The organism is Brevundimonas sp. EU05-FHT14B11 (genome assembly GCF_058790835.1).
Genome location: NZ_JBYTCY010000001.1, coordinates 381,761 through 404,413, shown reverse-complemented (window position 1 = coordinate 404,413; position 22,653 = coordinate 381,761). Strand labels below are relative to the sequence as shown.

Here is a 22,653-nt window from a genome sequence, read left to right as displayed (position 1 = left end):
ACGAGGCACAGGGACTTCCCGCTCATCAACAGGCGAGAAGGAGAGGCGCCGTCATGGCGAACGAGGACATCCAGCGGCGCATGACCTTCATGAACCTGGGCGAGCCGTCGCCGGGGTACCGGGCGATGGGTCCGATCCTGCGCGAGGCGGTTCCTCAGGCCCTGGGCGCCTTCTACGACCGGGTCCGCGCCTTTCCAGAGACCCGCGCCTTCTTCCGCGACGAGGCCCACATCGGCGCCGCCAGCCTGGCGCAGCAGCGTCACTGGGACGCCCTGATCGACGGACGGGCGGACGCCGACTATGCGCGGTCGGTCCGCGCCATCGGCCAGGTGCATGCGCGCATCGGCCTGGAGCCTCGCTGGTACATCGGCGGCTACAGCACCCTCCTGGCCCATCTGACCCAGGCCATCGTCTCCCGGCCCCGGGCGCGCTGGGCCAGCCGCAAGGCCCATGACCGGACCACCGCCGAGGCGGTCGGCGAGCTGACCCGCCGGGTGATGCTGGACATGGATCTGGCCATCTCGATCTATCTCGAGATCCTGCAGGTCGAGCGGGATCAGGCGCAGGCGGTGCAGGCGGCGACGGAGGCGCGCCAGTCGCTGGTGGTGCGCCGCCTGGGCGACGCCCTGCACGCCCTGGCCGAGAACGACCTGTCGGTGTCGCTGGGCGGGGCCTTCCCCGAGGAATACCAGGCGCTGCACACCGACTTCCAGGCCGCCACCAGCGCCCTGCGGGCCGCCGTCGGGTCGATGGCCGACAGCGTCGGCAGCCTGGACGCGGGCGCCGGCGAACTGGCCAGCGCGGCCGAGGACCTGGCGGTCCGCACCGAGCGGCAGGCCGCCAGCCTGGAACGGACCGTCGCCGAAGCGGACGCCATCGCCCTGGCCGTGGCCAGCACCGCCGACGGCGCGCGGCAGACCGCCCAGGCCCTGGTCTCGGCCCGGGCCGATATCGAGGAAGGCGGCGACGTCGCCGGCCAGACCGTGGCCGCCATTCACGCCATCGCGGAATCCTCGGGCGAGATCGGCCGCTTCACCAGCCTGATCGACGAGATCGCCTTCCAGACCAACCTGCTGGCCCTGAACGCCGGGGTCGAGGCCGCGCGCGCTGGCGAGGCCGGACGCGGTTTCGCGGTCGTGGCGTCCGAGGTCCGGGCCCTGGCCCAGCGCTCGTCGGCGGCGTCGGGGGAGATCCGGCAGCTGATCGCCACCTCCTCGGCCCAGGTGGCGCGCGGCGTCGAACTGACCGCCCGGACCGGCGAGGCGCTGGAGCGGATTCGCTCGCGGGTCCTGTCGATCGACGCCCTGGCCGGCGGCATCGCCGAGGCGGCGCGCGAACAGGCCGACGGCCTGGCCCGCGTGCGCCGGACGATGGGCGAGATGGACGACATCACCCAGCAGAACGCCGCCATGACCGAACAGGCGACCGCGGCGGCGCGTCAGCTGGCGCAGGAAGCCCAGACCCTGAGCCGGCAGGTCGCCGGCTTCAGGCTGGAGCGCAACGAGGCCCCGCCTCTGCGGCTGGCCGGCTGATCCGCCGGCCAGGCCGCCTTCGCATCAATAGCGGTAGTGGTCCGGCTTGAACGGACCCTGCTGCGGCACGCCGATGTAGTCGGCCTGCTCGGTCTTCAGGGTGGTCAGCTTGGCGCCCAGCTTGGCCAGGTGGAGGAAGGCGACCTTCTCGTCCAGGTGCTTGGGCAGGGTGTAGACCTTGTTCTCGTACTTGGCCGCGTTGGTCCACAGTTCGATCTGGGCCAGGGTCTGGTTGGTGAAGGACGCCGACATCACGAACGAGGGGTGGCCGGTGGCGTTGCCCAGGTTCACCAGGCGGCCTTCCGACAGCAGGATGATCTTCTTGCCGTCCGGGAACTCGATGTGGTGGACCTGCGGCTTGATCTCGTCCCACTTGAAGTTCTTCAGGCCGGCGACCTGAATTTCGCTGTCGAAGTGGCCGATGTTGCAGACGATGGCGTTGTTCTTCATCGCCCGCATGTTCTCGACGGTGATGACGTCCTTGTTGCCGGTGGCGGTGACGAAGATGTCGGCGTCGGCGGCCGCGTCTTCCAGGGTCACGACCTCATAGCCTTCCATGGCGGCCTGCAGGGCGCAGATCGGGTCGACCTCGGTGACCTTCACGCGGGCGCCGCCCTGGCGCAGCGAGGCGGCCGAGCCCTTGCCCACGTCGCCGTAGCCGCAGACCACGGCGACCTTGCCCGACAGCATGACGTCGGTGCCGCGGCGGATGGCGTCGACCAGGGATTCACGGCAGCCGTACAGGTTGTCGAACTTGGACTTGGTGACGCTGTCATTGACGTTGATGGCGGGGAACGGCAGCTCGCCCTTCTCGGCCATCTGATACAGGCGGTGGACGCCGGTGGTGGTTTCTTCCGACACGCCGCCGATGGCGTCGCGGATGGCCGAGTAGAAGCCGGGCTTCTCGGCGATATAGCGCTTCATGACGGAGAAGAGGGCTTCTTCTTCCTCATTCTGCGGATTCGACAGGACCGAGATGTCCTTCTCGGCCTTGGGGCCGAGCACGCACAGCAGGGTGGCGTCGCCGCCGTCGTCCAGGATCAGGTTCGGATAGCCGCCGTCGGCCCATTCGAAGATCTTGTGGGCGTAGTCCCAGTACTCGACCAGGGTCTCGCCCTTGGTGGCGAAGACCGGGGTGCCCGAGGCGGCGATGGCGGCCGCGGCGTGGTCCTGGGTCGAGAAGATGTTGCACGAGGCCCAGCGGACCTCGGCGCCCAGCGCTTCCAGCGTCTGGATCAGCACGGCGGTCTGGATGGTCATGTGCAGGCTGCCGGCGATGCGGGCGCCCTTCAGCGGCTTGTCCTTGCCGAACTCGGAGCGCAGCGCCATCAGGCCGGGCATCTCGGTCTCGGCGATGGCGATTTCCTTGTTGCCGTAGTCGGCAAGCGAGATGTCGCGGACGATATAGTCGGTCATGGGGTCTGTTCCGGTCGGATGTTCGCGCGGGCCTATAGCCCGAAGCCGCCGATCCGGCAAGAAACCCATAAAGATATCCTTATGTGTTTGGACGCCGGGGCCGTTGACGGGCGTCGCTGGCGAAGGCCGCCGATCTGGGCTCTAGTGCCCGCCTGTTCATTGGGGGATCGGGCATGAACCGTCTGGCTGCGAGCGCTCTGGGTGTGGCGGCGTCGGCGCTGGTCGCCGGAGCGACATGGGCGCAGGAGGCGGCTCCGGCGGCAGAAGGCCCGGTGACGCTGATCCAGGCGGGCCGCCTGCTGGACCGGCCCGGCCGGGCGCCGCGCGGCCCCTCGACCCTGGTGGTTCGTGACGGGCGGATCGTCGAGATCCGCGACGGCTTCGTCGACGCCTCGGCCTTCCCCGGCGCCGTCGTCATCGACCAGCGCGGGCGCTTCGTCCTGCCGGGCCTGATCGACAGCCATGTGCACCTGGTGTCGGACCTCGGCGGCCAGGCGGGCTTCCTCTCCGGCGTGACCGAGAACCTCCCCGTCCATGCCTACCGGGCGGCGGAGAACGCCGAGAAGACCCTGATGGCCGGCTTCACCACGGTACGGAACCTCGGGGACGAGGGCGGGGTGACGCTGGCGCTGGCGGACGAGACGGCGGCCCACCGGCTCCCAGGGCCCCGTATAGTGGACGCGGGGAACAGCATCTCGACCACCTCGGGCCATATGGACGGGCGGCTGGGCTTCAACGACGACTTCCGGGAGGTCGTCCCCCACGAGAACGTCTGCAACGGTGTCGAAAGCTGCCGCGAGGCGGTGCGCATCCAGGTCGGTCGCGGCGCCGACGTGATCAAGATCGCCACCACCGGCGGCGTGAACAGCCGCATCGGCGCCGGCGTCGGGGCGCAGATGTTCGATGACGAGGCGCGCGCCCTGATCGAGACGGCCCACCTGTACGGCCTGAAGGTCGCGGTCCACGCCCACGGCGCCGACGGGATCAACATGGCGCTGCGCCTCGGCGCGGACTCCATCGAGCACGGCACGATCTTCGACGACGAGACGATCCGGCTGTTCCGCGAAAGCGGCGCCTACTATGTGCCCACCCTGTCGACCGTGAACGGCTACATCGAGCGGCTGGCGGCGGATCCGAACGCCTATCCGCCCGAGGTCCTGCCGAAGATCCGCTGGCGCATCGAGATCACCGGCCAGTCGCTGCGGCGCGCCGTCCCGGCGGGCGTGCGCATCGCCTTCGGAACCGACGCGGGTGTGTCCAAGCATGGCCGCAACGCCGATGAATTCGCCCTGATGGTGCAGAACGGCATGACGCCGATGACGGCGATCGAGGCGGCGACGGTGAACGCCGCCGACCTGCTGGGCCTGTCCGCCGAGGTCGGGACCCTGGAGCCGGGCAAGCGCGCCGATGTGATCGCGGTCGACGGCGATCCCCTGACCGACGTGACCGTCCTGACCGATGTGGACTTCGTCATGCGGGACGGCCGGGTCTACCGCAGCGAGGACTGAACCGGCTTGGCGGGCGCCCCGGGCGGGGTTAGGAACCCGTCCCATGACCCGTGACCTCGCCGCCCCCCGCCAGGACTGGACGCTCGAAGAGGTGGAGGCGTTGTTCGCCCGCCCGTTCATGGAGCTGGTCTATGACGCCGCCACGGTGCACCGGACCTGGTTCGACCCGTCGGAAGTGCAGAAGAGCCAGCTGCTGTCGATCAAGACCGGCGGCTGCGCCGAGAACTGCGGCTACTGCTCGCAGTCGGCCAGCTTCAAGACCGGGCTGAAGGCCGAGAAGCTGATGGAGACCTCCACCGTGCTGGCCGAGGCCATGGCGGCCAAGGCGGGCGGGGCCTCGCGCTTCTGCATGGGCGCGGCCTGGCGCGAGCTCAAGGACCGCGACACCCCGAAACTGGCGGCCATGATCTCGGGCGTGAAGGCCCTAGGACTGGAGACCTGCGCGACCCTGGGCATGCTGACCGCCGATCAGGCGAAGCAGCTGAAGGCCGCGGGCCTGGACTATTATAACCACAACCTCGACACCGGCCCGGACTACTACGCCGATGTCGTGACCACGCGGACCTACCAGGACCGGCTGGACACCCTGGAGCATGTGCGGGACGCCGGCATGTCGACCTGCTGCGGCGGGATCGTCGGCATGGGCGAGGCGCGGCGCGACCGGGCGGGTCTGCTGCACGCCCTGGCGACCCTGCCGGTCCATCCCGACAGCCTGCCGGTCAATGCGCTGGTGCCCGTCACCGGCACCCCGCTGGGCGACCGGGTGAAGAAGGAGGGCGAGATCGATCCGATCGAATTCGTCCGCACCGTCGCCGTGGCCCGCATCGTCTGTCCCAAGGCCATGGTGCGGCTGTCAGCGGGCCGCGAGACCATGAGCCCGGAAATGCAGGCCCTGTGCTTCCTGGCCGGCGCCAACTCCATCTTCGTGGGCGGCAAGCTGCTGACCACGCCGAACCCCGAGCAGGACGAGGACGCCCGCCTGTTCGCCCTGCTGGACCTGCGCCCCCTGCAGCCGGCCGCGGCCGAAGCCGCCGCCTGAAACGCGAACCGCCTCCCCGCGTGAGCTGGGAGGCGGCCCGTCAGCTAACTGATTGAAAAATCAGCGGGTGTAATAATAGTCCGCGATCTCGCAGACGTTGATGCGCATGCGCGTCAGCTCCTGCCCGTTGGTGAAGCGCGCCTTGAAGTCGTACAGGCAGGCGCCCGAGCCGTCGTCGATGTTCATGGTGATGCTGGCGCCGTTGGCGAGCACGCCCGAACCCAGCATGTCTTCTTCCCAGTCATCGACACGCGAATCCGAGGCGAAGAAGTGGGTCATGGTCCAGCCGGTCTGGTTATGGATGCGGACCCGGCGGTTCTGGCCGTCGCGCGACTGGACCAGGATGCTGGCCGCCGGTTCGGCGCCGAGACGCGGTTCGCCGGCCGTGGCGGTCGAAACCGTTCCAAGAGCGGCCGCGAGCAGGGCGGCGCCGGCGATGATGTTGATGGCCTTCTTCATGTCTTCCTCCCCGAGCCGCCTCCCGGCTCTCCGATAACACCGTAATGCACCCTCTTTTCGCGCTTGTCGCCTGACGAGGCCTGACGACTGAATCTGCATAAGGCCTTGCAGGCGGGGGGGTGTTTCCCATATCGGCGTCAGTCCCTGGAAAACCCCGCAAAGCGTGGGGCTTTCCGCCCGTAACCGTACAAATCGAACCAACCCTGAAATCGGGGGCAGTCACGCGCGGCGCTTCGCTTTAAAAGGCCGCCGCACCGCCCGCCGAGATGGAGTGAAAGACTAAGCATGGCCAAGATCATCGGCATCGACCTGGGTACGACCAATTCGTGCGTCGCCGTCATGGACGGCAAGAACCCCAAGGTCATCGAGAACGCGGAAGGCAACCGCACGACCCCGTCCGTCGTGGCGATCCAGGACAGCGGCGAGGTCCTTGTCGGCCAGCCCGCCAAGCGCCAGGCCGTGACCAACCCGACCAACACCTTCTTCGCCATCAAGCGCCTGATCGGCCGCTCCTTCACGGATCCCGTGGTGGCGAAGGACAAGGACATGGTGCCCTATGAGATCGTCAAGGGCCCGACCGGCGACGCCTGGGTGAAGGCCCATGGCAAGGATTATTCGCCCCAGCAGGTCTCGGCCTACACCCTGGGCAAGATGAAGGAGGCCGCGGAGGCCTACCTGGGCGAGACCGTCACCCAGGCCGTCATCACCGTTCCCGCCTATTTCAACGACGCCCAGCGTCAGGCGACCAAGGACGCCGGCAAGATCGCCGGCCTGGAAGTCCTGCGCATCATCAACGAGCCGACCGCGGCCGCCCTGGCCTACGGCCTGGACAAGAACGACGGCCAGAAGATCGCCGTCTATGACCTCGGCGGCGGCACCTTCGACGTCTCGATCCTGGAGATCGGCGACGGCGTCTTCGAGGTGAAGTCGACCAACGGCGACACCTTCCTGGGCGGCGAGGACTTCGACCTGCGCCTGGTCGACTATCTGGCCGACGAGTTCAAGAAGGAGCAGGGCGTCGACCTGCGGACCGACAAGCTGGCCCTGCAGCGCCTGAAGGAAGAGGCCGAAAAGGCCAAGAAGGAGCTGAGCTCCACGACCCAGTACGAGGTCAACCTGCCGTTCATCACCATGAACGCCTCGGGCCCGCTGCACCTGAACATCAAGCTGTCGCGCGCCAAGCTGGAGGCCCTCGTCGAGGATCTGGTCCAGCGCACCATCGAGCCCTGCGCCAAGGCGCTGAAGGACGCGGGCCTCAAGGCCTCGGACATCGATGAAGTGGTGCTGGTCGGCGGCATGACCCGCATGCCCAAGGTGCAGGAGGCCGTGAAGGCCTTCTTCGGCAAGGAGCCGCACAAGGGCGTGAACCCGGATGAAGTCGTGGCTCTGGGCGCGGCCGTTCAGGCCGGCGTGCTGCAGGGCGACGTCAAGGACGTGCTGCTGCTGGACGTGACCCCGCTGACCCTCGGCATCGAGACCCTGGGCGGCGTCTTCACCCCGCTGATCGAACGCAACACCACGATCCCGACCAAGAAGAGCCAGACCTTCTCGACCGCCGACGACAACCAGTCGGCCGTGACGATCCGGGTCTTCCAGGGCGAGCGCCCGATGGCGGCCGACAACAAGGTGCTGGGTCAGTTCGACCTGATGGGCATTCCGCCGGCGCCGCGCGGCATGCCGCAGATCGAGGTCGCCTTCGACATCGACGCCAACGGCATCGTGCACGTCACCGCCAAGGACAAGGCGACCAACAAGGAGCAGTCGATCCGCATCCAGGCCAACGGCGGCCTGTCGGACGCGGACATCGACAAGATGGTCAAGGAAGCCGAAGCCAACGCCGCGGCCGACAAGGCCCGCAAGGAGCTGGTCGAGGCCGTCAACGGCGCCGACAGCCTGATCCACTCGACCGAGAAGGCGATGTCGGAACACGGCGACAAGATCGACGCCGACGGCAAGGCCGCCATCGAGACCGCCCTGGCGGACCTGAAGGCCGCCAAGGACAGCAGCGATCCGGAAGCCATCCGCGAGAAGACCAACACCCTGGCCCAGGCCTCGATGAAGCTGGGCGAGGCCATGTACGCGGCCCAGAACGCCGCAAGCGCCGAAGAGGGCGAGGCTGAGAAGCCGGCCGACGACGGCGTGGTCGACGCGGAGTTCGAGGAAGTCTCGGATTCCGACGACAAGAAGAGCGCCTAGGACACACCGGGCGCATAAATCGGGCCCCCGCTTGCATCCGCAGGCGGGGGCTCCTTTCATCAAACTTGCATCACAGGATCGGGCGCCCATGTCAGCCCGGTCACCGCTTCGCTCGAGCACCGGGAACAGGTGCAGGGCGGGGGCGAGAGTAAGAGGACGAACGCCGGATGGCGCGAGACTATTACGAGGTTCTGGGGGTCGAGCGGACGATCGACGCGCCCGGTCTGAAGGCGGCGTATCGCAAGCTGGCGATGCAGCATCACCCTGACCGCAACGGCGGTTCGGAAGACTCCATGGCGATGTTCAAGGAGATCTCCGAGGCCTACACCGTCCTGTCCGACGACCAGAAGCGCGCCGCCTACGACCGGTTCGGCCACGCGGGCGTGAACGGCGGCGGCGGCAATCCCTTCGGCGCCGGCGGCGGCCAGGGCTTCCACGACATCAACGACATCTTCTCCCAGGTCTTCGGCGACGCGTTCGGCGAGGCCTTCGGCGGACGACAGGGCGGCGGACGACAGGGCGGACCGCGCCGCGGCTCGGACCTGCGCTACGACCTCGAGATCACGCTGGAGCAGGCCTACAAGGGCGCCGACGTCGAGATCGCGGTGCCGACCACGGCCTCCTGCGAGACCTGCGAGGGCTCGGGCGCCAAGGCGGGCACCAAGCCGACCACCTGCTCCACCTGCCAGGGCGCGGGCCGTGTCCGGTCCGCCAACGGCTTCTTCCAGGTCGAGCGCACCTGCCCCCGCTGCGGCGGCAACGGCCAGATGATCGCCGAGCCCTGCACCACCTGCCACGGGCACGGTCAGGTGCGGAAGAACCGCAAGCTGCAGCTGAAGGTCCCGGCCGGGGTCGACGACGGCTCGCGCATCCGCCTGTCGGGCGAGGGCGACGCCGGCCAGCGCGGCGGTCCGCGCGGCGACCTGTACGTCTTCCTGTCTGTGACCCCGCACGAGCTGTTCGAACGCGATAACCTGGACCTGCTGGTCACGGTGCCGGTGCCGATGACCACCGCGGCCCTGGGCGGCGAGGTCGATGCGCCCTGCCTGGTCTCCGACGCCTGCGACGGCCGCTGCCGCGCCGCCGTGGACGTTCCCGCCGGCTCGCAGACCGGCAAGACGGTCCGCATCAAGGGCAAGGGCATGCCCCACCTGAACGGCCGCCAGCGCGGCGATCTGGTGGTCGAGCTGTTCGTGGAGACCCCGACCGACCTGACCCCGCGTCAGAAGGAGCTTCTGGAAGAGCTGGCGGCTTCGCTGGGCGAGACCCAGACGCCGCGCAACTCGTCCTTCGCGGGCAAGGCCAAACGCTTCTGGGCCGACATCCTTGGCGAGACGGCGCAGTAGTCGCCCGAGCCGTCCATGCCTGATCCCCGGGTCGAGCCCGAGGATGACGGTCGCAGAGAATGCCGTCAGTATGCGGCCGAAACGTTCGGGGGTCTGATTTGAGCGCCATCTTCCACGCCGGTATTTCGGGCGCCCGAGGGCGGATGGGCCGGGCCGTCTCGGCCGTTCTGGACGCCCGTGACGACGTGGTGGTCGCCGCCCGCTTCGACCGGGGCGAAACGCCCGACCTGTCGCTGTGCGACGTGATCATCGACTTCTCGACCCCCGACGCCTCGGTGGAACTGGCCCAGGCCTGCGCCGCGCGCGGCGGCCCGGCCCTGGTGATCGGCTCGACCGGCCTGTCGCCCGAGCAGGACGCCGAGATCCTCAAGGCCGCCGAGACGGTGGCCATCGTGCGCAGCGGAAACTTCTCGCTGGGGGTCAACATCCTGATCGGACTGGTCGAGCACGCCGCCCTGCGGCTGGACGCCCGTGACTGGGACATCGAGATCACCGAGGCCCATCACCGCCGCAAGGTGGACGCGCCCTCGGGCACCGCCCTGATGCTGGGCGAAGCCGCCGCCAGCGGCCGCAATGAAGACCTGGACGCCGTGCGCGCCGCGCCCTGGGACGGCATCACCGGCCCGCGCGAGAGCGGCAAGATCGGCTTCTCCTCGATCCGCGCCGGCGGGATCATCGGCGACCACACCGTCCTGTTCGCCTCTGACGACGAGGTCCTGACCCTCAGCCACTCGGCCGTCGACCGCTCATTGTTCGCGCGCGGGGCGGTGGCGGCCGCCGCCTGGGTGCGCAACCGCAAGCCGGGGCTGTACGACATGCAGGACGTGCTCGGTTTCAGACAGGCGTAATCAGAACCGTCAGGACACGTGAAGTGGAAATCTCAGGCCGGGCATACGCTATCGCGACGGTCGTCCTGCTGGGACTATTTGCTCTCGTGACCCTCAACAGGCGGCCCGCGCTTCTTCCGCGAGGCGGGCGAACAGCTCTGGTCTTCGAACTGTCCGCCTACGGTCTGGCTGCGTTCGCCACCATCTGCCTTGGCCTGCGCGTCTGGTTGCAGCCGCTGATGGCGCTTTAACCCGCGCGCTCAGTGCACGTGGGCCCGGCGACCATGACCGCCCGTGAACAGCGACTTGATGAAGAAGAAGACCGCGATGACGATCGCATAGCCCAGGAACAGGGCCAGCACCGTCATCCAGAAGCTGAGCGTCAGCAGCGGCGGCAGGGTCAGCGATCCACCGTCCAGCGCCGGGCGCACCACGCCGATCAGGATATGCACGAAGGCCGCGCCGAGCGCCGTGGCCCACAACCGGTTCCAGGCCGGCATCAGCAGCGCGGCGATGACCGCGATCAGCAGGCCCATGACCTGATTGACGCCGTCGAACCCGCCTTGGGCCAGGCCGAACAGCCCCGACAGGAATGCGGTGATTGAATCGATCAGGGATTCCATACCGGTCGTCTCCATCTGCATACGGCCAAGCCTGACCGCTTCGCAGGGTTAACGCCGGTCTCGCGGAATCGCTCCCGCCAGGCTTAACGGCCCGTGGAGCCGAAACCGCCCGCGCCGCGCGCCGTCTCGTCGAGCGCCTCGACCTCGATCATCGTCGCCTGCTCATGCCTTGCGATAACAAGCTGGGCGATGCGTTCGCCGCGCTGGATCACGAAGGGCTCCTGACCGTGGTTGATCAGGATGACCCCGACCTCGCCGCGATAATCGCTGTCGACGGTGCCGGGCGAGTTCAGGCAGGTGATCCCATGCTTGAGGGCTAGGCCCGAGCGGGGGCGCACCTGGGCTTCATAGCCGGGCTCCAGCGCGATCTTCAGGCCCGTCTTCACCAGCGCCCGAGCGCCCGGCGCCAGGGTCAGCGGCTCACCCTCGGGCACCGCCGCGCGCAGGTCCATGCCTGCCGACCCGGCGGTCTCATAGGCCGGAAGCGGCAGGCCCTGGGCTTGCGGCAGGCGTTCGACGCGAACGGTCGTCATGGGCGGTGTCTCTCTCAGGCCTTGAACTGATCGGCGATGCGGGCGGCGAGCTTCCTCGCCACCTCGGTCTTGGACTGGCGCGGCCAGCTTTCGGCGGCGCCGTCCCTGGTGAACAGGGTGACGGCGTTGCCGTCGGCCCCGAAGACGTCGTCGGACACGTCGTTGCCGACGATCCAGTCGCAGCCCTTGCGGGACAGCTTGGCCCGGGCGTTGGCCTCCAGGTCCGAGGTCTCGGCGGCGAAGCCGATGACCAGTTTCGGACGCGCCTTGCCGGGCTTGGAGACGCCGGCGAGGATGTCGGGGTTCTCGATCAGGGCCAGCGAGGGCGGGCCGCCTGGGGCCTTCTTGATCTTGCCCGAGGCGACGCCGTCGACCCGCCAGTCGGCGACCGCCGCGCTCATCACCGCGATGTCGGCCGGCAGGCGCGCTTCGACGGCGGCCTGCATCTCGGTCGCGGCCTCGACCCAGACGCGCTCGACCCCGACCGGGGCCTCCAGCGCCACGGGGCCGGAGACCAGGGTCACGGTCGCGCCCAGCTCGGCCAGGGCCTGGGCGATCGCATAGCCCTGCTTGCCGCTGGACCGGTTGGTGAGGCCGCGCACTGGGTCGATGGGCTCGAAGGTGGGGCCGGCGGTGACCACCGCCGTACGACCCGTCAGAGGCCGTCCGTCGGGACCGGCCAGCAGGCCCTGGATGGCCGACAGGATGGCCGCCGGCTCCGCCATGCGGCCGGGACCGAACTCGCCGCAGGCCATTTCGCCCTCGTCGGGGCCGACCACCGCGACGCCGTGGAAGCCGTCGAAGCCCTTGAGCCGTTCGACATTGGCCTGCACCGCCGGGTGCAGCCACATCCGCACATTCATGGCCGGGGCCAGCAGCACCTTCTTGTCGGTGGCCAGAAGCGTGGTGGAGGCCAGATCGTCCGCCAGGCCGTTGGCCGCCTTGGCGATCAGGCCCGCGGTGGCCGGAGCCACGACCACCAGATCGGCCCAGCGCGAGAGTTCGATATGGCCCATGGCCGTCTCGTCCTCAGGCATGAACAGGGCCTGGCGCACCGGATGGCCGGTCAGGGCCGCCAGCGACATGGGGGTGACGAACTCCGCGCCCGCGGCGGTGAGCAGGCTCATCACCTCCGCCCCGGACTTCTTCAGCAGGCGCGTGAGTTCCAGCGCCTTGTAGGCGGCGATGCCGCCGCCGACGATCAGCAGGATTTTGCGTCCGTACAGCGATGTCGTGGTCATGCCGCTGATCTAGCGACGCGATCCGCCCTAGTCGAGTGACGGTTCGACAAAACGGAACATTGCAAGAACTGTTAACCTATGGTTAGGCTTGCGTCCGATGGGTTCAACGTAGGAGGGTGTGATGAGAAAATCAGCGACAATCGTGGCCGTCGGCGCCGCCCTGCTGGGGCTGGCGGCCTGCGGTGACGGGGGCTCCGCGGTCGAGACGCGGGACCGGGCGGCGGAAGGCGCGCAGGCCGTGCTGACCTCGGCGGCGGGCGGTCCGGTCGAGGCGGCGGAGGCGGCGCCCGTGAAGGCGAAACCGGCGCTGACCGCCAACCGGCAGGAGACCGTGGACGCCAAGATCGCGCGGCTGTTCGAGCGCAACGGGGCGGACTTCGGGGCGCGGACGGCGGAAGACTATCTGGCCAGGGTCCAGGCCTTCACCACCCGGCCGCCGGCGGACGCCGAGCGGGTGGAGCGGCCGAACGGCGACGTGCTGCTGTACCAGGCCTCGACCAACACCTTCGCGGTCGTGTCGCGCGACGGCGTTGCCAAGACCATGTTCAAGCCGCGCGACGGCGCGGCCTACTGGGCCGAGCAGAAGGCGCGCGCGCCGACCTTCGGCCAGCGGCGGTCATCGGAGAATCGGGAAGGCTGAAAGCGGAGAGGACCTTTAGTCCTCGTCCGTCTCCTTGCGGTCGGCCATGTCGCGGATCAGCTCGAGCGCCAGCTTCTGCTGCCGGGTCGACAGCTGCGGCGCCAGACGGCTGATCTCGATGGTGTAGCGCGTGGCCGGGAAGTCGTGCTCGAAGGCGGTTTCGCCCTCGGCCATCCCCGCCAGCTGCGCGCCGGTCAGACCTTCGAAGAAGTAGCCGATATCCACCTTGAAGAAGCGGGCGATATCCCAGAGCTTCGACGCGGAGATGCGGTTGGCGCCCTTCTCGTACTTCTGGATCTGCTGGAACGTCAGACCCAGGGCACGACCGAGATCGCTCTGATTATAGCCGAGGGCCAGCCTCTTCTCGCAGACTCGCCGGCCAACATGCCGGTCCACGGGATGAGGACCATCCTCGCCCTTGCCTCTCGCCATCGTGACACGCCCTTCAAGTCGCCCATTCAGCTAAGCCTGAATGCGCCGCCCGCAGGCCTCTGTCATCAAAAAATGCACAATTCAGGGCGTGTGGAGAGGCTTCTTGGCCATGAATTCGCCCCCTTTCCCGCACAGCGCGAATCCCGTCATCCGGGTAGCGACCGAGAAGGGAATCCGTCTTACGGAACAACGGTCTTGGAACGAATCACCCGGCGCCACGGCGCCGCGACAAGCAGGCCCGCCACGACCGCCAGCCAGAACAGGAGGTCTCCGATACGGCCATACAGGGTGACCCCGGTGGGCTGCGGCAGGCGGGCGTCGATGACGCCGCTTTCGCCCGCGTCCAGCCGCTGACCATCGACTACCCGCCCCCAGGGATCGATCATCGCCGAGGTTCCCGTCGGCGTCGCCCGGACCACCGGCAGCCCGGTCTCGATGGCGCGATAGCTGGCCAGGTTCAGGTGCTGCAGCGGGCCGGAGGTGCGGCCGAACCAGGCGTCGTTGGAGATGTTGACGATCCACCCAGGACGCCCGGTCGATCCCGGGGTGAAGCCGGGATAGAGGCTCTCGTAACAGATCAGCGGCTGGGCGCGAGGCGCGCCGGGGATATCGATGGGCGCAGGACGCGGGCCGGGGCTGAAGTCCAGCGGCATATGGGTCAGGGCGCGCACGCCCAGCGCCCCCATCAGTCCGCCCGCCGGCAGGAATTCGCCGAACGGCACCAGCCGGTATTTGTCGTAGACCGTCGCGATGCGCAGGCCGTCGCCGCCCTCGTCGGTGAGGACGAACAGGCTGTTAAAGTAGCGGCCGCCCTCCGGAACCGAAGGATCGGCGACGCCGCGGCCCAGGCCGACGATCAGGCTCTGGCCCGGCTGGACCGCGCGGGCGATGGCGGCGGCGTCCGGCGAGCCCTGGGCGAAGACTTCATTGGCCGTGGCCGGCAGGGCGCCCTCGGGCCAGATGATCAGGTCGGGCGTGGCCGCGCCGGGGCGGGCGGTCAGGTTCACATAGCGGTCGACGATCCCCTGATAGGCCTCGGGGGTCCATTTGGACGCCTGCGGCACGTCGGCCTGGACGATACGGACCAGGGTCGGGGTCAGCTCCAGCCGCGCCGACGACAGCCGCATCGCGCCCGAGATCACCAGGACCGCCAAGGCCAGGGCGCCGAGGGCGGCGGTGACGATGCGGGCCTTGCGCGCGCCCTCGCCGAGCAGGGGGCCGAAGGCCGCCGAGGCCGCGACGGTGACGAAGCCGAGGCCATAGACGCCGGCGATCGAGGCGAACTGGGACGCCGCCGAGCCGGCCTTCCAGCTGGCGCCCGCCGGATTCCACGGGAAGCCGGTCAGCACATGGCCGCGCAGCCATTCCAGCAGGCAGAACAGGGCGGCGAAGAACAGGACCCGCTTCATCCCGGAGGGCAGGAAGCGGCGGTACAGGGCGGTCGCCGTTCCCCAGAACAGGCCCAGGCCGGCCGGCAGGGCCGAGGCGGCGAAGGGCGCCATCCACGCCTGCGCCGGATTGACCAGGAAGGCCTCGGCCACCCACCAGCAGCTGATGAAGAAATAGGCGAAACCGGCCAGCCAGCCCATCCAGAAGCCGCCGCGCACGCTCGTCGACCGCTCGCTGAGGAACATCAGCAGCGCATAGCCGAGCAGGCCGGGCAGGACGCCGAAGGGCGGATGGGCCAGGGCCGCCGCCGCGCCGGCGGCCAGCGCCAGGCCGATCCGGCCGAAGCGGAGGATCAGCCGCGCGCGCGGGCTGTCGGTTTCAGGCGTCGCCGCGAGACTGGTCATCCGCCGTGTATGGGTCGGCCACGCCCAGGCTGGCAAGGATGGATCGCTCCTCGTCCTCCATCGCCTCGGCCTCGGCGTCGTCCTCGTGGTCCCGGCCCAGCAGGTGCAGGACGCCATGGACGGTCAGGTGCGACAGATGGTCGGACAGGGTCTTGCCCTGTTCCACGGCCTCTCGCGAACAGACGCCATAGGCCAGCGTCAGGTCGCCGAGATGGGGAAAGGCGCTCTCCGCCGCCGGGAAGGAGAGGACGTTGGTCGGCCGGTCGCGGTCGCGGAAGCGGGCGTTGATCTCGCGCACGCTCTCGTCGTCGGTCAGCAGGACGACCACGTCGCCCTGGATCACACCCAGCGCCGCCTTCGCCGCGCGCTCGACCACCGCCTCGACCTCCGGCAGGGCGGCGGACCAGGCGTCGTCCTCGATCTCGATCTCGATCACCGGCGCGGCTCTTCCAGGTCGGGCGGCGGGGCCGCCGCGTCGGCGTCGTAGGCGCGCACGATCCGCTCGACCATGGCGTGGCGCACCACGTCCTGGGCCTCGAACTTCAGCACGCCCACGCCCTGAACCCCGTCGAGGATGCGCAGGGCGTGCGACAGGCCCGAGTCCCGGCGGTTCAGCAGGTCGATCTGCGAAGGATCGCCGGTGACCACCATCCGGGCCCCCTCCCCCAGACGGGTCAGGACCATCTTCATCTGCAGACGGGTCAGGTTCTGCGCCTCGTCCACGATGATGAAGGCGTGGGCCAGGGTGCGGCCGCGCATGAAGGCGATGGGGGCGGCCTCGATCTCGCCCTTGTCGCGGCGACGGCGCACGTCGTCGGCGCCGAGAATGTCGTTCAGCGCTTCCCAGATGGGAGCCAGATAGGGGTCGACCTTCTCGTTCAGATCGCCCGGCAGGAAGCCCAGCTTCTCGCCCGCCTCGACCGCCGGGCGGGTGATGACCAGCCGGTCCACCTGACCCCGGCGCAGAAGGGAGGCGCCGTAGGCGGCGGCGAGGAAGGTCTTGCCCGTGCCCGCCGGTCCAACCCCGAAGCTCAGCTCGCAGCGTGACAGCAGTTCCAGATACCGGGCCTGCGCGGCCGTCTTGGGCGCGATGGCGCCGCGGCGGCCGACCGGCAGGGCCGCGGCGTCGGGGGCGACGGAGCCCTGGCCGGCGCGCGGCTGGGCCACCGCGGCGCCCAGGGCGGTGCGCACGTCGGCCTCGGTGATCTCGGCGCCGGTGTCGGCGCGGTCGGCCAGCACCTCGATGACCCGCTTGGCCTGGGCCCGGTCGCGGGCCGAACCATTGATGGAGACGCCCCCGCCGGGGGTTTCGACCAGGACCTTGAAGCGGTCCTCGATCAGCGCCAGGTGGCGACTGTTCGGCCCGATGACCGCGCGCAGGGCGACGTCGTCCAGGGCCAGGAACTCACTCTCACGCGCCATGAAGGGCTTTCTCTAGGTCGCTAACGCTCGCGTCGCGGACGCTCGCTGCTTGAGCGACGTTCTGGGGGTCGCCAGCGCTCGGCTCGCGGAGCCTCGCTGCCTGAGCGACGGGAGTTTCCGTCAGACGGCCGCTAAGGGATTTCAGGCCGCCGGTTTCGATCGTCACTGGAACGATCTGGCCGATCAGTTGATCCGCGACGCCGTCGACATAGACCGGCTGCAGCCAGGGCGAGCGGCCGGTGACGTGGCCGTCGAACTTGCCCGGGCGCTCGAACAGGACCGGGATGGTCAGGCCGACGCGGGAGACGTTGAAGGCCGTCTGCTGTTCGAACAGCAGGGCCTGCAGCGCCTGCAGCCGCTCGCGCGACACCGCCTCGGGGACCTGGGCCGCCATGGTCGAGGCGGGAGTGCCGGGGCGGGGCGAGTACATGAAGGAGAAGGCCGAGGCGTAGGTCACGCGACGGACCAGATCCATGGTGTCCTCGAAGTCCCGATCGCTCTCGCCGGGGAAGCCGACGATGAAGTCGCCGGACATGGCCATGTCGGGCCGCGCCTCGCGAATGCGTTCGATCAGGTCGAAATATTTCTGACGCCCGTGCTTGCGGTTCATCAGGCGCAGGATGCGGTCCGAGCCCGACTGCACCGGCAGATGGAGCCACGGCATCAGGACATCGAGCTGACGGTGCGCCTCGATCAGGTCGTCCGACATGTCGTTGGGATGGCTGGTCGTATAGCGGATGCGGTCCAGGCCGGGGATCTCGGCCAGCAGCCAGGCCAGCCGCGCCAGGGTGGACGGCTTTCCGTCCAGGCCCTCGCCGTCATAGGCGTTGACGTTCTGGCCCAGCAGAGTGACCTCGCGCACGCCCTTGGCCGCCAGCTCGCGCGCCTCGGCCAGGATCGCCGCCACCGGGCGAGACCATTCGGCGCCGCGGGTGTAGGGCACGACGCAGAAGGTGCAGAATTTGTCGCAGCCCTCCTGCACGGTCAGGAAGGCGGTGAAGCCCTCGACCCCGCGCTCCGCCGGGAGGGCGTCGAACTTCTCATCGGGGGCGAAGTCGGCGCCGATGCGTTCGCCGCGCGCCCGGGCGGTGCGGGTCAGCAGCTCGGGCAGCTGGTGATAGGCCTGCGGACCGACGACGAGGTCGACCGCCGGCTGGCGCTTCATGATCTCCTCGCCCTCAGCCTGGGCGACGCAGCCGGCGACGGCGATGGTCATGGCGCCGCGACCGGCCTGGGCCTTGGCGTCCTTCAGCTCGCGCATCTTGCCGAGCTCGGAATAGACCTTCTCGGCGGCCTTCTCGCGGATGTGGCAGGTGTTCAGGATGACGAAGTCGGCGTCCTCGGCGGTGTCGGTCGACGCATAGCCGAGCGGGCGCAGCACGTCGGCCATGCGCTCGGAGTCATAGACGTTCATCTGGCAGCCGTAGGTCTTGATGAACAGGCGCTTGGGCGCGGCCTGCTTCCCCGACGGCGGGACGAGGGTTTCAGTCATGAAGGCATTTTAGGGCGCTACCGCGCTTCGCGCTACTTGAGCGCGGACGATTTAGGGCGCTACCGCGCTTCGCTCTACCAGAGCGCGGACGATTCCGGGGCCGCGTGTCGATCGCGCGGCGCCGGACCGTATCAAGCTTCGGGTTCGTCGCGGTGGGCGTGGCGGGTGAAGATCAGACCTTCGCGGTTCGACGGCTCGGCGCCTTCGATGGGCGTGCCGTAGAGCTCCAGCTTGTGGCCGATCAGCTTAAAGCCGAGGCGTTCGGCGATCTCGGTCTTCAGGCGCTCGATCTCGGCGTCGAAGAATTCAATGACCTCGCCCGAGCGGGTGTCGATCAGGTGGTCGTGGTGATCGTCGCCGGCCTCTTCATAGCGGCTGCGGCCATCGCCGAAATCGTGCTTCTCGACGACGCCCGCTTCCTCGAACAGACGCACGGTGCGGTAGACCGTGGCGATCGAGATGTGCGGATCGATGGCCGAGGCGCGGCGGTACAGCTCCTCGACGTCGGGGTGGTCGGCGGCGGCGGAGAGCACCCGCGCGATCACGCGGCGTTGCTCGGTCATTCGCATGCCGCGGTCGGCGCAGAGTTTTTCGATCCGGTCCATGGGAGACGAGAATAGGCGGCGTCGGCGGCCTAGGGAAGTCGAACCGGCAAGTTGAGCGACAAAAGCAGGGCGTCGGCGCGCGAACCGTCCGGGCGCGAATAATAGGCGGTGCGCCGGCCGGCCTCGACGAAGCCCGCGCGGGCGTAAACGGCGCGCGCGGAAGCGTTGTCGTCGGCCACTTCCAGGAAGATCCGATCCGCGCCCCTCGCGCCGGCGGCGGCGACGCCCTCGGCCACCAGTCGAGCCCCCTGCCCTCGCCCGCGCGCCTCGGGATGGACCGCCAGGGTCAGGATCTCGGCCTCGTCGGCGACCACGCGCATGAGGATGAAACCCTGCGCCGTCTCGGCGGCGAAGACGCCCGCCTGCTCCAGCAGGACGGCGAAGGCGGCGGCGTCCCACGGCGCATCGAAGGCCGTGGCGTGGAGCGCCGCCAGCCGGTCCGCCTGGGCATCCGGGTCGCGGGTCATGCGGGGGTCTGGACGCGCGGCTGGCCCGGCAGACGGGTGGGCGGGGTGGCGTCGGGCGCGCGCAGATAGAGCGGCTTTGGCGGCGCGGCCGCTGGATCGAGCCGGGCGGCCAACCGGGCCAAGGCTTCGGGCGAGGGGCCGGCCAGGTCGAGAACGGCCGCGCCCGGCGCGGCGTCGGCGATCAGGACCGCGCCGGATCCGACCAGGACGGCGCCGGCGGCGAGGCCGCTCACCCGTTCGGCGGCCTGTTCCAGCGACAGGGCCTCGGGCGGGCCTTCTGCGACGCCGTCGCGCCAGAAGCGGGCGTAGACCTGGCCTCGTCGGGCGTCGATCAGGGCGGCGATGTCGGGCGCGCTCGCGGACGCCGCCAGCGCATCGAGGGTCGAGACCCCGACCACCGGACGGTTCAACGCGGCGCCGAGGCCCTGCGCGAAGGCCAGGCCGACGCGCAGGCCGGTGAAGGAGCCCGGACCCACGGTCACCCCGATGCGGTCGATGGCGTCGAAACCCCCGGCCTGCGCGACCGCGTCGCGGGCCAGTCCGCCCAAACGTTCCGAATGGCCCTTGAGCATAGCCTCCGAGCGCAGGCCCAGCGCCCGCGCCGTCTCGCCCACCTCGAACACTCCGGCGGTGCACAGGCCCAGCGCCGTATCGATGACGAGGACCCTCACGCCGCCGCTCCGGTCAGGAGGCGGGCGCCAGCGCCGCCACGATGCGCGCCACCGCCTGCCGCACGGCCCGATCGGCGATGCGCGGAAAATCGTTCGCGACCGTTCGTCCGTCGACGGTCGCGCTCAGGGTGCGGAGCACATCGATCTCGCCGGACGGATGACCATCGATCGGCGGGAAGAAGGCTTCGACCGGCGAGCGCAGCACCACCGCCACCCGGTGCAGCCGCGACGCCGAGATCCGGTTCAGCCCGGTCTCGTATTTCTGCACCTGCTGGAAGCTGACCCCGATGCGCTGGGCCAACGCCGCCTGCGACAGGCCCAGGGCCGAGCGCCTGAGGCCGATCCGCGCGCCCACATAGGCGTCGATATGATCCGGGGCGGCGGTTCGGGCCATGGCGAGTCTCCTGTTCTATACCGAACAGTTTCATCGACACGCCCAAGTTGCAATCAAAAAGTTTCATTACTGGTCCAGCCGCGCGACCACCGCAGACACGGCGCGGGTGTCAGCCCGCGGAATGCGCTCCTCCGCCGACAGGCCGCCCGGTCCGCCGCGCACCACCAGCATCTCTCCCTCGGCCCGCTCGTAGAGACGGACCAGGCGGCGGCCGTCGGCCATGTCGATCACACAGCCCTGGTCACGGCGCGGCCAGCGGCCCGGCGCATACTCCAGGGTCACGCCCGAGGCGGCCCATGGGGCGAGGTCGTCGCTCGACAGCTGAAGGCGGCGGGTCTCGGCGGGGGCGGCGTCCACAAAGGCGCGGGCGCGGCTTTCGACCCCTGAAGCCGCCGGGTCGTCAGACGCCGCCGCGGCGAGATTGAGCGCCAGGGCCTCGGGGGTGGACTCGACGGCGGCGGTGAGGCGGCGCTGGACGTCGGGGCGGAACAGGCCCGGCCGCTTGCCCGCCTCGTACAGGCCCCAGCCCTGGCTGGTGATGCCGACGCGCGCACCGGCCTCGGCCTGGCTCAGACCGCGCGCGCGGCGCAGGGCCGCGAGGGCCTCGCCGAGACGTCGGGCGTCATGGTCGCTTTCAAACCGGGGCATCGCATCAGAATGCCGGAGAGTGTCGCGTGTGACGAGAAATAAAACGGTTTTGTCGCCTTCAGGGTAGCGAAGGCTCTCGCGTCGACAGCCGCCTAGATCACCTGCTCGACGCGGGTCACCTCAGGCACATAGTGCTTCATCATCTGCTCGACCCCGGCCTTCAGCGTGGCCGAGGACGACGGGCAGCCGGCGCAGGCGCCGCGCATGCGCAGGGACAGGACCCCGGTCTCCTCGTCGAAGGCGTCGAACAGGATGTCGCCGCCGTCCTGAGCCACGGCCGGGCGGATGCGGCTGTCCAGCAGCTGCTTGATCTCGGCGATGATCTCGGTGTCCTCGCCGTCGGGATCGGCGCTGGAGAAGGCTCCGCCGCGCAGCAGGGGCGCGCCCGAAACGAAGTGATCCATGATGGCGGCCAGGATCGGCGCCTTCATCTGCGCCCACTCCAGCCCCTGCGCCTCGCGGGTCACGGAGACATAGTCGTAGCCGAAGAAGACCCCGGTCACGCCGTCGAGCTCGAACAGGGCTTCGGCCAGGGGCGAGGCGGCGGCCTCCTCCCGGTTCACGAAGTCGCGCGGGTCGCTCGATACGTCGCGGCCCGGCAGGAATTTCAGGACGTTGGGGTTCGGCGTCGGTTCGGTCTGGATGAACATGGGGCGTAAGTGCGCTCGCCGGGGCGGCGGTTCAAGGGCCGGGCCGCTTCTCCCTCCCCTTCTGGGGAGGGTGGACCGCGAAGCGGGACGGGTGGGGAACCGAGCGCTCGGACACGAAACCCACCCTGTCGTCGCTGACGCACCGACATCCCTCCCCACAAGGGGGAGGGAGATTTTCAAGCCAGGTCCTCAATGTCGTTCTCGGTCAGTTCGCCGGGGACGATGGTGACGGGCAGTTTGCGGCCGGTGAAGGCGGCGCCCTGCTTGACCACGGCGGCGACCAGCGGACCGGGGCCGCGACCGCCCTCCCCCGCCGCAAGGACGAGGATCTTGATGTCCGCGTCCTCGCCGACGACCTTGCGGATGCAGGCCTGCGGTTCGCCGCGTTCAATCACCAGCACCGGCGTGGCGCCCGAGCGTTCGGCGGCCTCCCCGGCCCAGCGGTTCAGCGAGGCCTCGGCCTCCGCGCGGGTCTGACGTTCGATCTCGTCTCGCACCCCGGCCCAATGGGCGTCCGAAGCCGCGGGCGGGATGACGCGCAGCATGACGACGCGGCCGCCGGTCGAGCGGGCCCGCCGCGCCGCATAGCGCAGGGCCGCCTCGAATTCGGGGCTGTCGTCGACGACGACCAGGAACTTACGTGGCATCAGCCCTCTCCCTCAGCCCGTCACGCTAGCAGATGAAGCGCCCCAATGCCTACGCGCCGCAAAACCCCCTCC

At 69.4% G+C, this 22,653-nt stretch carries 24 protein-coding genes; 7 read left to right on the top strand and 17 right to left on the bottom strand.

Annotated elements, in window-relative coordinates; all coding sequences use genetic code 11:
- The first annotated feature begins 53 nt into the window (after positions 1-53).
- On the top strand, positions 54-1,532 hold the full coding sequence (locus tag AC3WRV_RS02000; protein WP_492311961.1) for a methyl-accepting chemotaxis protein: 1,479 nt from the start codon (positions 54-56) through the stop codon (positions 1,530-1,532).
- A gap of 24 nt (positions 1,533-1,556) precedes the next feature.
- Here AC3WRV_RS02000 and ahcY read toward each other — a convergent pair whose 3' ends face one another.
- Positions 1,557-2,948 (bottom strand): adenosylhomocysteinase, encoded by a 1,392-nt coding sequence (gene ahcY, locus AC3WRV_RS01995; protein WP_291832937.1) that lies wholly within the window; start codon positions 2,946-2,948, stop codon positions 1,557-1,559.
- Between the two features lie 173 nt (positions 2,949-3,121).
- Here ahcY and AC3WRV_RS01990 point away from each other — a divergent pair, with 173 nt between their 5' ends.
- Both AC3WRV_RS01990 and bioB read left to right on the top strand, forming a co-directional pair.
- Positions 3,122-4,456 carry a metal-dependent hydrolase family protein gene (locus tag AC3WRV_RS01990; RefSeq protein WP_492311960.1) on the top strand — a complete coding sequence of 445 codons (1,335 nt, stop codon included), beginning with the start codon at positions 3,122-3,124 and terminating at the stop codon, positions 4,454-4,456.
- Between the two features lie 43 nt (positions 4,457-4,499).
- The gene (gene bioB, locus AC3WRV_RS01985; protein ID WP_492311959.1) at positions 4,500-5,495 is read left to right on the top strand and encodes a biotin synthase BioB; all 996 of its coding nucleotides are present in this window, start codon (positions 4,500-4,502) and stop codon (positions 5,493-5,495) included.
- 60 nt (positions 5,496-5,555) lie between these two features.
- Here bioB and AC3WRV_RS01980 read toward each other — a convergent pair whose 3' ends face one another.
- A complete protein-coding gene (locus tag AC3WRV_RS01980) occupies positions 5,556-5,954 on the bottom strand; it encodes a hypothetical protein (RefSeq protein WP_492311958.1) in 399 nt (132 codons plus the stop codon).
- 285 nt (positions 5,955-6,239) lie between these two features.
- Here AC3WRV_RS01980 and dnaK point away from each other — a divergent pair, with 285 nt between their 5' ends.
- The 3 genes from dnaK to dapB all read left to right on the top strand — a co-directional run bounded on the left by dnaK (position 6,240) and on the right by dapB (position 10,344).
- Positions 6,240-8,150, top strand: a complete 1,911-nt coding sequence (dnaK, locus tag AC3WRV_RS01975) for a molecular chaperone DnaK (RefSeq protein ID WP_291832949.1) — start codon at positions 6,240-6,242, stop codon at positions 8,148-8,150.
- Positions 8,151-8,317: 167 nt separating this feature from the next.
- A complete protein-coding gene (dnaJ, locus tag AC3WRV_RS01970) occupies positions 8,318-9,496 on the top strand; it encodes a molecular chaperone DnaJ (RefSeq protein ID WP_492311957.1) in 1,179 nt (392 codons plus the stop codon).
- A gap of 98 nt (positions 9,497-9,594) precedes the next feature.
- Positions 9,595-10,344: a 4-hydroxy-tetrahydrodipicolinate reductase gene (dapB, locus tag AC3WRV_RS01965; RefSeq protein WP_291832955.1), complete on the top strand. Its 750-nt coding sequence runs from the start codon at positions 9,595-9,597 to the stop codon at positions 10,342-10,344.
- Between the two features lie 239 nt (positions 10,345-10,583).
- Here the strand turns inward: dapB and AC3WRV_RS01960 are convergent, their stop codons facing one another.
- The 3 genes from AC3WRV_RS01960 to coaBC form a co-directional block, all read right to left on the bottom strand.
- Entirely contained in the window at positions 10,584-10,946 is a 363-nt protein-coding gene (locus AC3WRV_RS01960) for a hypothetical protein (RefSeq protein ID WP_291832956.1), read from the bottom strand.
- 83 nt (positions 10,947-11,029) lie between these two features.
- The gene (gene dut, locus AC3WRV_RS01955) at positions 11,030-11,479 is read right to left on the bottom strand and encodes a dUTP diphosphatase (protein ID WP_492311956.1); all 450 of its coding nucleotides are present in this window, start codon (positions 11,477-11,479) and stop codon (positions 11,030-11,032) included.
- A 14-nt stretch (positions 11,480-11,493) separates the two neighbouring features.
- Entirely contained in the window at positions 11,494-12,720 is a 1,227-nt protein-coding gene (coaBC, locus tag AC3WRV_RS01950; protein WP_492311955.1) for a bifunctional phosphopantothenoylcysteine decarboxylase/phosphopantothenate--cysteine ligase CoaBC, read from the bottom strand.
- Between the two features lie 121 nt (positions 12,721-12,841).
- Here coaBC and AC3WRV_RS01945 point away from each other — a divergent pair, with 121 nt between their 5' ends.
- A complete protein-coding gene (locus tag AC3WRV_RS01945) occupies positions 12,842-13,360 on the top strand; it encodes an S-type pyocin family protein (protein ID WP_492311954.1) in 519 nt (172 codons plus the stop codon).
- Positions 13,361-13,375: 15 nt separating this feature from the next.
- On the opposite strand, the gene AC3WRV_RS01940 is transcribed toward AC3WRV_RS01945, so the two are convergent.
- From AC3WRV_RS01940 to AC3WRV_RS01885, 12 genes are all read right to left on the bottom strand, one after another.
- Positions 13,376-13,756: a helix-turn-helix domain-containing protein gene (locus AC3WRV_RS01940; RefSeq protein WP_492311953.1), complete on the bottom strand. Its 381-nt coding sequence runs from the start codon at positions 13,754-13,756 to the stop codon at positions 13,376-13,378.
- Between the two features lie 215 nt (positions 13,757-13,971).
- Positions 13,972-15,585: an apolipoprotein N-acyltransferase gene (gene lnt, locus AC3WRV_RS01935; protein ID WP_492311952.1), complete on the bottom strand. Its 1,614-nt coding sequence runs from the start codon at positions 15,583-15,585 to the stop codon at positions 13,972-13,974.
- Positions 15,560-16,021: an rRNA maturation RNase YbeY gene (gene ybeY, locus AC3WRV_RS01930; RefSeq protein WP_492311951.1), complete on the bottom strand. Its 462-nt coding sequence runs from the start codon at positions 16,019-16,021 to the stop codon at positions 15,560-15,562. Before ybeY ends, lnt begins: the two co-directional genes overlap by 26 nt.
- Positions 16,018-17,007, bottom strand: a complete 990-nt coding sequence (locus tag AC3WRV_RS01925; protein ID WP_492311950.1) for a PhoH family protein — start codon at positions 17,005-17,007, stop codon at positions 16,018-16,020. The genes ybeY and AC3WRV_RS01925 overlap by 4 nt, the downstream gene beginning before the upstream one ends.
- Positions 16,997-18,499 carry a tRNA (N6-isopentenyl adenosine(37)-C2)-methylthiotransferase MiaB gene (miaB, locus tag AC3WRV_RS01920; protein ID WP_492311949.1) on the bottom strand — a complete coding sequence of 501 codons (1,503 nt, stop codon included), beginning with the start codon at positions 18,497-18,499 and terminating at the stop codon, positions 16,997-16,999. The genes AC3WRV_RS01925 and miaB overlap by 11 nt, the downstream gene beginning before the upstream one ends.
- 131 nt (positions 18,500-18,630) lie before the next feature.
- Entirely contained in the window at positions 18,631-19,062 is a 432-nt protein-coding gene (locus AC3WRV_RS01915) for a Fur family transcriptional regulator (RefSeq protein WP_492311948.1), read from the bottom strand.
- A gap of 71 nt (positions 19,063-19,133) precedes the next feature.
- The gene (locus tag AC3WRV_RS01910) at positions 19,134-19,571 is read right to left on the bottom strand and encodes a GNAT family N-acetyltransferase (protein ID WP_492311947.1); all 438 of its coding nucleotides are present in this window, start codon (positions 19,569-19,571) and stop codon (positions 19,134-19,136) included.
- Entirely contained in the window at positions 19,568-20,242 is a 675-nt protein-coding gene (tsaB, locus tag AC3WRV_RS01905; RefSeq protein WP_492311946.1) for a tRNA (adenosine(37)-N6)-threonylcarbamoyltransferase complex dimerization subunit type 1 TsaB, read from the bottom strand. The genes AC3WRV_RS01910 and tsaB overlap by 4 nt, the downstream gene beginning before the upstream one ends.
- Before the next feature lie 13 nt (positions 20,243-20,255).
- Positions 20,256-20,636, bottom strand: coding sequence for a helix-turn-helix domain-containing protein (locus AC3WRV_RS01900; RefSeq protein ID WP_492311945.1), 381 nt, complete (start codon positions 20,634-20,636; stop codon positions 20,256-20,258).
- A gap of 66 nt (positions 20,637-20,702) precedes the next feature.
- Positions 20,703-21,284: a helix-turn-helix transcriptional regulator gene (locus AC3WRV_RS01895; protein WP_492311944.1), complete on the bottom strand. Its 582-nt coding sequence runs from the start codon at positions 21,282-21,284 to the stop codon at positions 20,703-20,705.
- 92 nt (positions 21,285-21,376) lie between these two features.
- On the bottom strand, positions 21,377-21,934 hold the full coding sequence (locus tag AC3WRV_RS01890; RefSeq protein WP_291840093.1) for a NifU family protein: 558 nt from the start codon (positions 21,932-21,934) through the stop codon (positions 21,377-21,379).
- Positions 21,935-22,110: 176 nt separating this feature from the next.
- The gene (locus tag AC3WRV_RS01885) at positions 22,111-22,581 is read right to left on the bottom strand and encodes a universal stress protein (protein WP_291840091.1); all 471 of its coding nucleotides are present in this window, start codon (positions 22,579-22,581) and stop codon (positions 22,111-22,113) included.
- Positions 22,582-22,653 lie beyond the last annotated feature (72 nt).